Origin of the sequence: Entomomonas asaccharolytica (assembly GCF_016653615.1) — a bacterium.
GTDB lineage: Bacteria > Pseudomonadota > Gammaproteobacteria > Pseudomonadales > Pseudomonadaceae > Entomomonas > Entomomonas asaccharolytica.
The window spans coordinates 642,244-655,132 of the sequence record NZ_CP067393.1; the positions used below are offsets into that span (position 1 = coordinate 642,244).

General features: G+C 37.1%; 10 protein-coding genes and 1 riboswitch. Of the genes, 4 read left to right on the plus strand and 6 right to left on the minus strand.

All coding sequences use genetic code 11. The annotated features are described in order from the left end of the window. Nucleotides 1-2: 2 nt before the first annotated feature. The 3 genes from JHT90_RS02885 to thiC all read right to left on the minus strand — a co-directional run bounded on the left by JHT90_RS02885 (nt 3) and on the right by thiC (nt 5,235). Complete coding sequence (locus tag JHT90_RS02885; RefSeq protein ID WP_236254021.1) at nt 3-2,240, minus strand: TonB-dependent receptor; 2,238 nt, start codon at nt 2,238-2,240, stop codon at nt 3-5. Nucleotides 2,241-2,480: 240 nt separating this feature from the next. After that, nucleotides 2,481-3,125 (minus strand): oxygen-insensitive NAD(P)H nitroreductase, encoded by a 645-nt coding sequence (gene nfsB / locus JHT90_RS02890; RefSeq protein WP_201093869.1) that lies wholly within the window; start codon nt 3,123-3,125, stop codon nt 2,481-2,483. A gap of 229 nt (nt 3,126-3,354) precedes the next feature. Continuing rightward, a complete protein-coding gene (gene thiC / locus JHT90_RS02895; RefSeq protein ID WP_201093871.1) occupies nt 3,355-5,235 on the minus strand; it encodes a phosphomethylpyrimidine synthase ThiC in 1,881 nt (626 codons plus the stop codon). Nucleotides 5,236-5,329: 94 nt separating this feature from the next. Continuing rightward, nucleotides 5,330-5,430, minus strand: a riboswitch (TPP riboswitch). Between the two features lie 226 nt (nt 5,431-5,656). Here thiC and JHT90_RS02900 point away from each other — a divergent pair. The 3 genes from JHT90_RS02900 to JHT90_RS02910 all read left to right on the plus strand — a co-directional run bounded on the left by JHT90_RS02900 (nt 5,657) and on the right by JHT90_RS02910 (nt 9,947). Continuing rightward, nucleotides 5,657-8,347 (plus strand): cation-transporting P-type ATPase, encoded by a 2,691-nt coding sequence (locus JHT90_RS02900; RefSeq protein ID WP_201093873.1) that lies wholly within the window; start codon nt 5,657-5,659, stop codon nt 8,345-8,347. A gap of 94 nt (nt 8,348-8,441) precedes the next feature. Next, entirely contained in the window at nt 8,442-9,218 is a 777-nt protein-coding gene (locus JHT90_RS02905) for a hypothetical protein (protein ID WP_201093875.1), read from the plus strand. Next, a complete protein-coding gene (locus tag JHT90_RS02910) occupies nt 9,219-9,947 on the plus strand; it encodes a tRNA-uridine aminocarboxypropyltransferase (RefSeq protein WP_201093876.1) in 729 nt (242 codons plus the stop codon). On the opposite strand, the gene JHT90_RS02915 is transcribed toward JHT90_RS02910, so the two are convergent. Further along, on the minus strand, nt 9,944-10,849 hold the full coding sequence (locus tag JHT90_RS02915; RefSeq protein ID WP_201093877.1) for a DMT family transporter: 906 nt from the start codon (nt 10,847-10,849) through the stop codon (nt 9,944-9,946). The two genes, JHT90_RS02910 and JHT90_RS02915, sit on opposite strands and share 4 nt — an antisense overlap. Before the next feature lie 124 nt (nt 10,850-10,973). Between JHT90_RS02915 and JHT90_RS02920 the strand changes: the two genes are divergently transcribed. Beyond that, complete coding sequence (locus JHT90_RS02920) at nt 10,974-11,627, plus strand: response regulator (RefSeq protein ID WP_201093878.1); 654 nt, start codon at nt 10,974-10,976, stop codon at nt 11,625-11,627. A gap of 28 nt (nt 11,628-11,655) precedes the next feature. Here the strand turns inward: JHT90_RS02920 and erpA are convergent, their stop codons facing one another. Together erpA and JHT90_RS02930 are read right to left on the minus strand one after the other, a co-directional pair. Continuing rightward, on the minus strand, nt 11,656-12,012 hold the full coding sequence (erpA, locus tag JHT90_RS02925; RefSeq protein WP_201093879.1) for an iron-sulfur cluster insertion protein ErpA: 357 nt from the start codon (nt 12,010-12,012) through the stop codon (nt 11,656-11,658). 116 nt (nt 12,013-12,128) lie between these two features. Further along, nucleotides 12,129-12,887, minus strand: coding sequence for a DUF6776 family protein (locus JHT90_RS02930; protein ID WP_201093880.1), 759 nt, complete (start codon nt 12,885-12,887; stop codon nt 12,129-12,131). Nucleotides 12,888-12,889 lie beyond the last annotated feature (2 nt).

Genomic DNA, 12,889 nt, shown 5'->3' on the forward strand with positions numbered 1-12,889 from the left:
GATTAAAAATCTACATCAACAGAAAGCATATAAGTACGAGGGTTACCCATGGTTAAATAGTTAGCACCTGCGAAACCGCCTACAGAAGCCCAGTATTTACGGTTTGCAATATTTTCTACTTTGCCTCTAAGGGTTACTTTTTGTTTACCTATATTGATTTGATAACGTGCACCTAAATCCATTCTTGTCCATGAAGGAACATGTAACGTATTGCTTGCATTAACATATTGTTTATCGGTGTACATAAGCTGACTATTAACAGCTAATCCTTCAACATAAGGAATATCCCATTCAGCATTAAGATTTGCCCTGTATTTTGGAACACCAATTACCTTTTTATTTTTAGTGGTATCATCCGCTACTTTGATTTGTTTGGCTTCTATATAAGTTACACCGCCTAATAATCTAACCCCTGTTATAGGCTCGCCAAATAACATTAACTCGATGCCTCTGTTGCGCTGTTTACCGCCTGCCGTAAAATAGCCATTTTCAACCATGCTAAAAGGTTTTTTAGTGGTAAAGAAAGATAAACTACCGCCTATATTGCCACCATCGTATTTAACACCAAACTCAGTTTGTCTGGAGCGGTAAGGCGCTAATGCTTCTCCTGCATTAACAACAGGAGTGCCCCCACTAATAGAAGGAGCAACATCACCCTTAGTCAAACCTTCAATATGGTTGGCATATAAAGAAATTTCAGGGTTAAATTTATACACCACCCCATACATAGGTGTAGTAACACTTTCATCATAGGATGAAGCTCTGTCACCTGTATTATAGTTATAGCTTTTGACCTTTAAATTTTGACGACGCGCACCTACTGTTACTAAAAATTGATCTTCAAAGAAACCCAATGTATCCACTATGGCTGTACTCATCATCTCTGTACGATCAGTCACATGGGGCGCTGATAGATCACCACCAACAATAGAGTTATCGGTAGGCATACTACTGCCAATAGGATTATAGATATTACCTGTGATTGATGCAGATGACCAAGCATAAGCATTACGAGAACGTAAGTTATAACGATTGTGGGAGACAGCCCACTGATGGGAAATAGGGCCTGTCATAAAGTTGCCCATTAACCCTATATCTCCTGAAAAAACTGAGTCTTCCCGTGTGAAAGTAGAACGTCTGGCGCTAAAGGAGCCATCTTCTTGTGCCGTTGGACCCGATAAAATACTGTGTTCAGTTCCTTTACGCATACCTACTGCTGCCCAACCAGTCACATTATCCAGTAAATCCCACTCGCCACGGAAAGTACCAAATGTTTGGCGCTCCATAGAGTAAGTCCAAGGTTGTGCAAAGTTATCTTTGGCATTTGGTACACTGGGGACGCCATTGCCTGTTGGTGTTACACTTGGGCGAGGATCATCAAGACGTTGATCTTGATAACCAAAGTCACTGGAGAGTCTAATATTATCAATTCGATAATCCAGTCCTAATGAAAACACATCAAGTTTACGGTGTTCATCTTCAATACTGGTTTCACCTTTATGGCGAGCAGCGTTTAATCGAATGCCTAATTGTTGTTCGTCACCTAAGCGTCTACTAATATCAGTAGCTGTATACCATTGGCCACCACTCTCAATACCAGAGGATAATCTGGTCAATGGCTCATTACCTGCTCTTTTGGGTAATAGATTGATGGCGCCACCTATACCACTTCCACCAGGGGCAGCACCATTTAAAAAAGCATTAGCACCACGAAATACTTCAACCCGTTCTACAAGTTCAGTGGCTACAAATTGGCGGGGTAATATGCCGTATAGTCCGTTATACATCATATCGTCTGAATAAATAGGAAAACCACGTATTACATAAACTTCTTGAAAGTTACCAAAGCCTCGCGCCACCTGTACACTAGGATCATTGCGTACCACATCAGCAACACTACGGGCCTGTGTATCTTGGATCATTTTAGAGGTATAAGCTGTGCTTACAAATGAGGAATCCATCATATCTTGATTACCCAAAATGCCCATACGAGCACCACGAGCTATTTGTCCACCTGTATACGCTTCGCTTAAACCGCTAGAAGAAGCATCTGCGCTGATGGTAAAGGTATCCATTTGTAATGTATCTGCAGAAGTGTCTGTGGTGTTTTCTAATAGAATCTGTTGTTCAGCTTTAGCTATACCTCCCCATAAAAAGGGCTGAATAAGTATTCCTAATAAAATTCCCTTTGTTATAGAGCTGTTTTGAAGCCTAGTTACTGAATTGATAACACAAGACATGAGGAGGGTAACCTTACCTTGAATTTTGAAGAGTAATAAAAAGCGTGTATTTTAAATGATAATTATTATTGTTTTCAATAGATATTGAATATCATTCTCTATAAAGATATGTTTGGATTGATAAATTTTTATTGGGGCTAAGTTCAGAAGCTATTTAAGTGCAGGGGTTAGAATAATAATGAAAAGAGGATTTATTAAGGGAATAATAATAAGCCACTTTTAAAGTGGCTTATTTAGGTATTACATAAAAGTGAAGATTTTTTCTTCAGGGAAGCGAGACTTAGGTAATTTACTATTAAAGTCATCGGCTGCATGATAACCAAGACTGGCTATAACTACACTAGAAAGCCCTTTTTCTTTTAAGGCTAATACTTCATCTAGTTTTTGTTGATCGAAGCCTTCAATGGGTGTTGAGTCTATACCTAAGGTAGCCGCTGCTAACATTAAGTTGCCTAAAGCAATATAAACTTGTTTACTTTCCCAATTAAATAATTGCTCTGGTGTATTATTATTCAAACCTACGAAAAAGTGGCGACCGCCATCGTTAGCTTTCTTAACCTCTTCATTGGCAAATCGGCCATCTTTATCTTCTTGAGCCAAAATAGCCTGTAAATGTTCTTCTGGCATTGAAGTTTTTGCGCAGAATACGACTACATGAGAAGCATCTGTAATACGTGGATGATTAAAATCACTTACACCAGGTAGGATTTTTTGTTTGCCTTCTGTACTACTAATTACAAAAAAATGCCATGGTTGTGAGTTTACTGAAGAAGGACTATTACGTAGCACAGTAAGTAGTTGCTTTAGTTGATCCTCAGGGATTTTCTTACTGCTATCATAGTGTTTAGTGGTAAAGCGTTTTGCTGAGATTTCACCAATATTCAATTTTATCTCCTCATTGTGAGTGATATTAAATAGTTAAACTTAAATTATAACAGTCTAAAGATTAGCTTTTTAGATTATTTAGCGCTGAATATATTTCTATTAATGTAAATAAAGAAAGTTCTAATGAGAAAAACAGATAATTTTTAATTTAGGTTTGACTATGGTTTTAATCGCTACTGATTAATAGCATGAAAGAGAGGGTTATCCCTCTCTTTCATAATGGGACGTATTAAATTTCTGAATAAATTTTGCCACCTTGTTGTTTAAACTCTGCGGACTTTTCCTGCATTTTCTGTTCTATTTCTGTCACTGCAATTGTTTCCTGTTTAGCAGCATAATCACGCACTTCTTTAGTGATTTTCATAGAGCAGAATTTAGGGCCACACATCGAACAAAAGTGAGCCACTTTAGCAGAATCTTTAGGCAAGGTTTCATCATGAAAACTTCTAGCAGTATCAGGGTCTAATGCTAAATTAAATTGATCTTGCCAACGGAACTCAAAACGAGCCTTAGATAATGCATTATCTCTTATTTGTGCACCAGGATGACCCTTCGCTAAATCGGCTGCATGAGCTGCAATTTTATAAGTAATAATACCTGTTTTTACATCTTCTTTATTGGGTAATCCTAAGTGTTCTTTAGGGGTAACATAGCAAAGCATTGCACAGCCATACCAACCAATCATGGCAGCCCCTATACCAGAGGTGATATGATCGTATGCAGGGGCAATATCAGTAACCAGTGGGCCTAACGTATAAAAAGGCGCTTCATCACAGCAGGCTAATTGTTTATCCATATTTTCTTTAATTAAATGCATAGGGATATGACCAGGCCCTTCGATAATCGTTTGTATATCATGTTGCCATGCAATTTTAGTTAATTCGCCTAGTGTTTCCAGTTCACCAAATTGAGCTGCATCATTTGCGTCTGCCACAGAACCTGGACGCAAACCGTCACCTAATGAGAAGCTAACATCGTAGGCTTTCATGATCTCACAAATATCTTTAAAGTGAGTATAAAGAAAGTTCTCTTGGTGATGGGCAAGACACCATTTGGCCATAATAGAGCCGCCACGGGAAACAATGCCTGTTAAGCGTTTCGCTGTTAATGGGATATGATGTAACCTTAAACCTGCATGAATGGTAAAGTAATCAACCCCTTGTTCGGCTTGTTCAATTAAGGTATCTCTAAATAGCTCCCATGTTAAATCTTCTGCTATTCCATCTACTTTTTCTAGCGCTTGGTAGATTGGTACAGTACCAATAGGTACTGGGCTGTTGCGAATGATCCATTCACGGGTTTCATGAATGTATTTACCTGTAGAAAGATCCATAATGGTGTCAGCACCCCAACGAATCCCCCATGTTAGTTTTGCCACTTCTTCTTCAATAGAAGAGCCTAATGCACTATTGCCAATATTACCGTTGATTTTTACTAAAAAGTTACGGCCAATAATCATCGGTTCTAATTCAACATGATTAATATTGGCAGGGATAATGGCTCTGCCACGGGCGATTTCTTGACGCACAAATTCAGGTGTTATTTGTTTTGGAATGCTGGCGCCAAAACTTTGCCCTGCATGTTGATTATTATAAACGCCAGCTTCTAACTGTTGTTGCAGCTTTAAATTTTCGCGAATCGCTACAAACTCCATTTCATCAGTGATAATACCTTTTCGAGCATAGTGCATTTGGGTTACATTTTGGCCTGATTTAGCTTTTCTAGGTGTACGACTAAGCCCAAAGCGCATAGCTTGTAATTCAGCATTAGCTAATCGTTGTAGACTAAATTGTGAGCTAAGGGTGGTTAATTGCTCAGTATCTTGACGACGCTCTAGCCATGTTGAGCGAATATTTGCTAATCCTTTACGAATATCTATGCTGATAGTTGGATCTGTATAAGGGCCTGAAGTATCATAAACAGTAACAGGCGGATTATATTCATTGCCTGATGCAGTGGGTGTTTCTGCCAGAGAGATTTCTCTCATGGGAACTTTAATATCTGCTTTTGAACCTTGTACGTAAATTTTCTGTGAGTTGGGAAAAGGCTGTACGGAGTTAGTATCAACTTGCGCTGATTGACTTAAAGGGTTTATAGAAGTTTTTTGCATTATGGTCACCACCTATCGTTTATTGTTAATCATGGAGGTGAACCTGAAAAGTGAGCAAGGCAAGCATACAACCAATAGATTGAAAAAATCCATGTCATTGTATTTACTTGTTCCCTCCGCAGGTATTATCCTGATCAGGTTCAACGGGACAAGGCAACTGCCAATCTCAGCCAAAAGGCGCCCCGACAAGAGTGTTTATAAGTTTACAGACTTACACTAATTAATCAATAACCTTAATTGTTATAAAGCTAATTAATAAGTAATTAGGTTACATATAGGGTTACAATTTATTAGATGTATTTTTTCTATTAATACAATTGGTTATTGGCATATTGATCAATCTAACTAATAATTCAAATATGCAAGGTAACAAAAAACGTATAATTTAATCATAAACAGAGTGCTTGATAGATTGGTATTTATGAAAAAAATGACTCAACAAAATACTGATAAGACATGGTATCAAATTGAAACAGAAGAAGTCGTGCAACGACTCAATACTTCTAAACAGGGGCTAGCTATAAGTCAAGTGGATGATTTATTGCAAGAATATGGTAAAAATAGCCTACCCGAGAAAAAGTCTAAGCATCCTATACTACGTTTTTTAGCCCATTTTAATGATACCCTAATTTATATTTTGCTGGTGGCAGCAGTTATTACCTCCATTATGGGGCATTGGATAGATACAGCTGTTATTCTTGGGGTCACTGTTATTAATGCATTGATTGGATTTATTCAGGAAAATAGTGCTGAACAGTCATTAAAAAGTATTCAGGGTATGTTATCTAATACTGCAACCGTGATTCGCGGTGGTGTTGTCCAAGAAATTGATGCAACAGGGTTGGTGCCAGGTGATATTGTCTCTTTAAAACCAGGAGTGAAGATTCCTGCTGATTTACGTTTAATTGATGTGCACAACTTGCAGGTTGAAGAAGCTATTTTGACAGGGGAGTCTATAGCGATTACTAAACAAGCGGATCTGATAACACAAGAGTCTTTATTGGGTGATCAGTTAAATATGGCTTTCTCTGGTACAACAGTTAGTGCTGGTACAGCCATAGGTGTTGTTGTTGCGACTGGTAGTCAAACGCAACTTGGTTTAATCAATCGGATGATGGATGAAACAACCAGCTTACGTACCCCCTTATTACAGCAGATGGATCAGTTAGCTAAGAATATTCTTTATGCGATTGTAGGGCTTATCATTATTCTTTTTGTTTTTGGTTATTTCTTACACAACATTTCATTGGGGGAATTATTAATTGCCCTGATTAGCTTGGCAGTGGCTGCTGTTCCCGAAGGTTTGCCTGCTATTATTTCGATTATTCTATCGATTGGTGTACAGAATATGGCACGCAAAAAGGCCATTATTCGCAAAATTCCCACTGTAGAAACATTAGGTGCTGTAACGGTTATCTGTTCTGATAAAACAGGTACGTTAACGATGAATGAAATGGTGGTAGAAAATATCATTTTAGCTGATGCGGAATATCAAGTAACAGGAAATGGTTATGAGCCTGTGGGTGATATTTTTAATGAAGCTTCGTTACAACAAGTTGATCTTAACCAAGATATTTTGTTGAGTCGTTTTTTACAGGCTGCTTTGCTATGTAATGACAGTGAGCTTAATCAAGATAGTCATGGGCACTGGCATATTATTGGTGGTCCCACAGAAGCGGCTTTAAAAGTATTAGCGCTTAAATCAGGTATTCAAGTTGAGAATGAAAGGATTAGTAAAATACCCTTTGATTCATTGTATAAGTATATGTCTACCTGTAATCGAGTAGGAGATAACATATTTATCTTTCTAACTGGCGCACCTGATGTGTTGTTTAAACTGTGTGATAAACAATTAACTGCGCAAGGTGTAGAGCGTTTCAATCAAGATTACTGGGATAATGAAATAGCTATGTATGCTCGTAAAGGGCTACGTATGCTAGGAGTAGCTTACAAAGAACAAGCAGAACCAGTGGTTAAGTTAGAACATAGCCATGTACAAGAGGGAATGGTATTTCTTGGGGTTGCTGGAATTATGGATCCGCCTCGTTCGGAGGCTATCGAAGCAATAAGGCAATGTCAGAGCGCAGGTATAAAGGTCAAAATGATTACAGGAGACCATCCAGAAACAGCAATGGCTATCGGTGCTATGCTAAATATTGGAAATGGTAAGGATGTGATTACAGGGCAAGAGTTAGAGCAAATAGATGATCAAGCTTTAATTGCGATTGCTGAACAATATGATGTATTTGCCCGTACCAGTCCTGAACATAAGCTGCGTTTGGTGCGAGCATTGCAAGCAAGCGATGAGATAGTAGGCATGACAGGGGATGGAGTTAATGATGCGCCTGCACTTAAACAAGCCGAAGTTGGCATAGCGATGGGTATTAAAGGAACTACTGTTACCAAAGAAGCGGCTGATATGGTGCTGGCAGATGATAATTTTGCCACCATTGCTAATGCTGTTAAAGAAGGCAGAAGAGTCTATGATAACCTTAAGAAAACAACCTATTTTATTTTACCCAGTAATCTCGCGCAGGGGTTAATTGTTGTTATAGCCATTATATTGGGTATGGGAATACCCTTAACACCGCTACAAATTTTGTGGATGAATATGGCAACTTCCATCACCCTTTCTTTTGGGCTAGCTGCTGAGTTAGCTGAGCCTAATGTTATGTCACGACCACCACGTAATGCCAAGGCCTCTATTTTAGATGGCTATGCCATTTGGCGAATCATCTTTGTTGGTATTTTATTAGCAACCAGTGCCTTTATCTTAGAAAGTTATTTAGCCAGTAAATATGACAATGTGAATCTTGTGCGTACCATTATTTTACAGACATTAGTCGCTGGGCAGTGGGTATATATGTTTAATTGCCGTTTCCAAACAAAATTTCCTTTTGATAAGACGATTTTTCAGAATAAATGGCTTTGGGGTGCGACAGGGGCGTTGATAGTATTGCAATTGGCAATTACTTATTTACCCTTTATGAATCGGATTTTTTCAACAGAGCCTTTGCCTTTATTGTATTGGGGAATTATTTTACTGTTAAGTGTAGTAATTTTTATCATAATTGAGTTAGAAAAGGTTATTATGAGTCGTTTTAAATCTTAATAAATTTATTACACACTATTAGCTAAGTATTTTTTATTTATTTAACTAGAGTATACTAAGCCACCTTGTAATTTTTGCGGTTTTGAAGTGATTTATGCGTAATGATCTTAAAGATGAACCTATTGATGTACCAAGTTTAACATTGGATGAGCATGACCAGTTTGAGAATACTGATCATGATTCACGCGATAGAGCAAGGAGTACAAAACTGTCTAGATTATCAAATAGAACCGTTGTTTATATGTTGTTGTTCTTGTTTGTAGTCTATTCTATTGGTATGGTTGTATTGTTCTGGGTATTTAAGCAGGCAGCAGATGATGTGAGATACCAATTAGATGAGAAAACACATACCACCTCTACAATTACAGAAAATAATATGGGCCGATTGCAAGCCATTACAGAACAGTTTAATAGTCAACAAACAGTCACTAAAAATCAGCTTGAAAATATTCGTGCGCAGAATAAGCAATTAGTCACTCAATTAAATCGTGTTTTAGAAACACAGCAAACAATTACCACTAAACAAGAAACTCAAGAAAAGCGTTTAGCTAAGTTAGAAGAGCAATTAGTGGCATTAGCTAAGACTACTAATCAAATAGAGCAAGTAAAACAGTTGCAAAATGAAATAGCTGAATTTAAAAAGATGCAACCAACAATCACTCGTTTAACCAATGATGTTGATGGATTAAAAAAACAAAATGGATCGCAAACGCTTAAAAGCGTTCAAGATGATTTATTGTTATTACGTAGTCAACTAGATAATGTTGCTACTAATAATGATAGCAAACAACAATTAGAAGCATTGCAGAATAAAGTAGATAATCAGCTACAAAAAATGCAACAACAACTCGATAATCGTTCTCCTTATTAAATGACAGAATATCCACATGCGGTAGCTAAATTACGCGCTATTCGAAAAGCGATTAGTACTCGTCCTTTTTTAGCAAGGGGTAATCTAGTTAAGCGTTGTCAGCGTTGTCGTCTTGACGAGAATTATTGTATTTGTAATTGGCAACCCAAGGTTAATACGGCAGTAGGTGTTTGTTTACTGATGTATGATAGCGAACCTTTTAAACCAAGTAATACAGGTTGGTTAATCGCTGATATTGTGCAAGATACATATGCTTTTAGCTGGACTCGAGTAGGTGATATGCAGGCAGTTATAGACTTACTGGATGATGATAGTTGGCAGCCGTATGTGGTATTTCCAGGCGAATATGCTACACCAGATCGAGTTCATCAACAGCTAATTGAAACAACAACAAAAAAGCCCTTATTTATTTTATTAGATGGTACTTGGCCCGAAGCTAGAAAGATGTTTCGTAAAAGCCCTTATTTAGATAATTTACCTGTTTTAAGTTTAACGCCTGAACAATATTCACGTTATCAGTTGCGGCGCTCTACCAATAATATGCATTTATGTACTGCAGAAGTAGCTGCGCTTTGTTTAGAATTAGCAAATGAAAGTCTCGCAGCTTCTGCACTAAATACATGGTTAGATGTTTTTACACAACATTATTTGGCTGCGCGTGAGTGTAGAAAAATTAGTGTAGATGATTTATTACATCAGCAAGCCTTAACATTTCAAATGCAGTCTTAGCTATTGTTCGTTGCTGATGGTTGTTTTTTTGTTGGCCAAATTTGCGCAATAATCATCCCTATAAACATTAATATACAGCCGATATAGCCACGAGTTGTTAATGATTCATCTAAAAATAGCGCACCAAAAATAGCAGCAAATACGGCTTCTAAAGATAAGATAACAGCAGCATGTGATGGAACTGCATCTTTCTGAGCAATGAGTTGTAGGGTAAAACTAATGGCAACTGAAACAATCCCTGTAAAGAAAATAGCCAATAATGCTGGTTGAGTGAAACTGATTTGTAATCCTTCGAAAGGGATTGCCAGCAATAAACTAAATATTGAGCAAACTAAACACTGCATAAAAGCAACAGCAATTGGATCATAACGACTGACTAGTAAACCAGCAATTAATACATGAAGTCCCCATGCAAATGCGCTGCTTAATGTAATTAAGTCACCAAAACCCATAGTAAGATGATCTGTTATGGTAAGTAGAGCCATACCAATAACCGCTAATATGGCACCAATCCATATGCCTAGCCCTGTTTTCTGACCAATTATTAGACCAAGTATAGGAACTAGAATGACATAAAGACCCGTAATAAACCCTGCATTAGTAATAGTAGTATATTTAATGCCAATTTGTTGTAAGTTGATACCTATGGTTAATATGATTCCTAGTAAGAATCCGCCTATAATAGTTCGTTTTGAAAATATTTGTAATAATGTAAGTTTATTTTTTTTTAGATAAAAGATGATAATAGGTAAGAGGGTTAAGGTACCTAAAAGAAAACGTACTCCTGAAAAAGTTAGCGCACCCATGTAGTTCATAGCGACATTTTGTCCAAGGAATGTGCTTCCCCAAATCATGGCAGTGATTAGCATTAGAATATTGGCACGGAGTTTATCGGTTTGCATGATGTTCCATTTATACAAAACGAATAACTTTGCCTGAAAATATGATGATTCGCTAGTGTTATTTATGAAAATATAGTTAAATTGTACAGTCAGTAATCATAATTAAAACATAGGAAGATAGCACGTGAACAAATATGATATCTTAATTGCAGATGACCATCCGCTGTTTAGAAATGCCCTGCGTCATACCCTAGTGTTAGGCTTGGGCTCTGATACTAAATTGGTGGAAGTGGATACTATTTCTAATTTAGAGAAAAGTTTAACGGATAAGTCTGATTGGGATTTAGTATTACTCGATCTGAATATGCCAGGCGCTTATGGCTTTTCTGGATTGGTATTATTACGCGGCCAATATCCTAAAATTCCTGTAGTTATCATTTCTGCTCAAGAAGAACCGTCTATTGTCAATCGTTCTAGGGAGTTTGGTGCTGTAGGCTTTATTCCTAAATCTAGTCCATTAGAAACCATTCAGAAGGCAATTCAACAAGTATTAGATGGAGATACTTGGTGGCCTTATCCTGAAAATACGGATGATGGTATGGAAGAGGAAGCTAAAGAGACCAGTGCTAAACTAGCTAGTTTAACCCCTCAACAGTTTAGAGTATTAACGATGGTGTGTGATGGCTTATTAAATAAGCAAATTGCTTATGATCTAGATGTATCAGAAGCAACAGTCAAAGCACATATTACAGCTATATTTCGTAAGTTGGGAGTGCGAACACGTACTCAAGCAGCTTTGTTATTACAACATATGGAGTCGTTAGCACAATCCAAGTAAAAAGGTGTATTTGTGGTCATCTTTCTAATTAAGCGATAGAGAAAGATGAACCACAACCACAGGTTGTTACGGCATGTGGATTGTTTTTTACCACAAAGCGAGAGCCTTGTAGGCCTTCTTCATAGTCAATTTCTGCACCTGATAAGTATTGGAAACTCATAGGGTCAATAACTAGATTTACACCATTTCGTTCTATAAGCGTATCATCTTCAGCTGTTTCTTCGTCAAATGTAAAACCATATTCAAAGCCAGAACAACCACCACCTGTTACAAAAACACGTAATTTAAGGCGTGCATTGCCTTCTTCTTCAACTAATGATTTTACTTTGTTAGCCGCACTTTCAGTGAATTGAATAGAACTAGGAGTAAATGTTTCTATACTCATTTTTTTTGATGTCTCCTTGGTATTTTTAGCTAATAAAAATACCAATATAAATAAAATACCTAATTATTATCTTATTAACCCACTGAAACAGTCAATTATTATTTGATGACAAACTATTAACTATTTGGAGGTTCTACATCTTTGATGGGAAGGGGTTGTACTGTCCAACCGAAAGTATGGCTAGTAGGTTTTGTTTCATCAGTTAGATAGGCTGTTATTTTAATGGTTTTGGGTATGAAATCCTCTGGTAATGTCATCTCACCAAATTCATTAGTATCTGGAATCATTGCCATATATCTAAATGAAAAAGGAATATTATCTTTTTTATGATCTGTTGCTGTGGTCACTGCTGCTAATGATATGGTGTGAGGTTGGTTATTGGTTGTTCCAATAATATCAATATGCAGTGAGCCTTTTAATAGTATATTGGCTTGATCTAAACGAGTTAATATTAATTTATAGCGAAAAGTTTGCGGTTGTTCCGTTGCCTGAATAATTAAATCTCTAAAAACCAATGGATTGGTAATTTTTTGTTTTGAGATAATGGCTTTATAAGAAATAATATCTTTTTGCTGCTGATAAATTTGTTGCTCTAACTGTAGAATAGTCTGACGCGTTTGTTCAAGGGTTTGTGCATTAATTTTATTGGTATTTTCTGCCATCGATAGGCGCGTTTTAGTGCTATTTAATTGCACTTCAAGCAATTTATACTGTTTTAATGAGTCACTATTAGCAGTATTAGAAGCATTATTAGCAACTAATTTACCTGTGTAATAACTCGCGATAATAATTAATAATATAACGATAATAATCGTAGAAAGCTGTAACCCAAACCAAAGTTGATTTGGGTTAGATGGGGTAGTATTGTTATTCATAA

Coding starts and splice junctions, on each gene's coding strand:
- JHT90_RS02910 (WP_201093876.1), top strand. CDS start 9,219: ATGACAGAATATCCACATGCGGTAGCTAAATTACGCGCTATTCGAAAA.
- JHT90_RS02930 (WP_201093880.1), bottom strand. CDS start 12,887: ATGAATAACAATACTACCCCATCTAACCCAAATCAACTTTGGTTTGGG.
- JHT90_RS02885 (WP_236254021.1), bottom strand. CDS start 2,240: ATGTCTTGTGTTATCAATTCAGTAACTAGGCTTCAAAACAGCTCTATA.
- erpA (WP_201093879.1), bottom strand. CDS start 12,012: ATGAGTATAGAAACATTTACTCCTAGTTCTATTCAATTCACTGAAAGT.
- JHT90_RS02900 (WP_201093873.1), top strand. CDS start 5,657: ATGAAAAAAATGACTCAACAAAATACTGATAAGACATGGTATCAAATT.
- JHT90_RS02905 (WP_201093875.1), top strand. CDS start 8,442: ATGCGTAATGATCTTAAAGATGAACCTATTGATGTACCAAGTTTAACA.
- thiC (WP_201093871.1), bottom strand. CDS start 5,235: ATGCAAAAAACTTCTATAAACCCTTTAAGTCAATCAGCGCAAGTTGAT.
- JHT90_RS02915 (WP_201093877.1), bottom strand. CDS start 10,849: ATGCAAACCGATAAACTCCGTGCCAATATTCTAATGCTAATCACTGCC.